The sequence below is a fragment of the Bacillus sp. LR--39 genome (assembly GCF_053613335.1).
Map to the genome: position 1 here is coordinate 1 of NZ_JBSIOT010000846.1, position 720 is coordinate 720.

Here is a 720-nt window from a genome sequence, read left to right on the forward strand (position 1 = left end):
ATTTGCCTGTTTCCATTCTTGATTGAGAATATCGAAAAATTCCTGGTTTGTTTTGGTTTTTTTCATTTTTCTCATGAACTTTTCTGCGAAATCAGGTGAATCAGACATCGTTTTGCGGATAGACCATAAACGATCAAGATGCTCTTTAGGCACAAGCAGTTCTTCTTTGCGCGTTCCTGAACGGCGGATATCGATGGCAGGGAAGATGCGGCGCTCGGCAAGAGAGCGGTCAAGATGGAGTTCCATGTTGCCTGTTCCCTTGAATTCTTCATAAATGACATCATCCATACGTGAACCTGTATCAACCAGAGCCGTAGCAAGGATGGTTAAGCTGCCGCCCTCTTCGATATTTCTCGCAGCCCCGAAGAAGAGTTTCGGACGGTGGAACGCCGCTGGGTCAATCCCCCCGGAAAGCGTTCTTCCACTTGGCGGAATCACTAAGTTGTAGGCGCGGGCAAGCCGTGTGATGCTGTCCATCAGGATAATGACGTCTTTTTTGTGTTCCACGAGACGCATCGCACGTTCAAGCACAAGCTCGGCCACTTTGATATGGTTTTCCGGCACTTCATCAAACGTTGAGCTGACGACATCCCCAGCTACAGAGCGCTCGATATCGGTTACTTCCTCAGGTCTTTCGTCAATTAAAAGCACGATCAGCTCTGCTTCAGGCTGGTTCGCTGTAATACTGTTGGCAATTTCCTTCAGCAACATCGTTTTTCC

The 720-nt window shown here is 48.1% G+C and carries 1 protein-coding gene; it reads right to left on the reverse strand.

From position 1 onward, the window contains the following. The coding region (gene rho / locus ACWHAR_RS26950) for a transcription termination factor Rho (RefSeq protein ID WP_452088414.1) at positions 1-720 on the reverse strand (720 nt) is incomplete at both ends.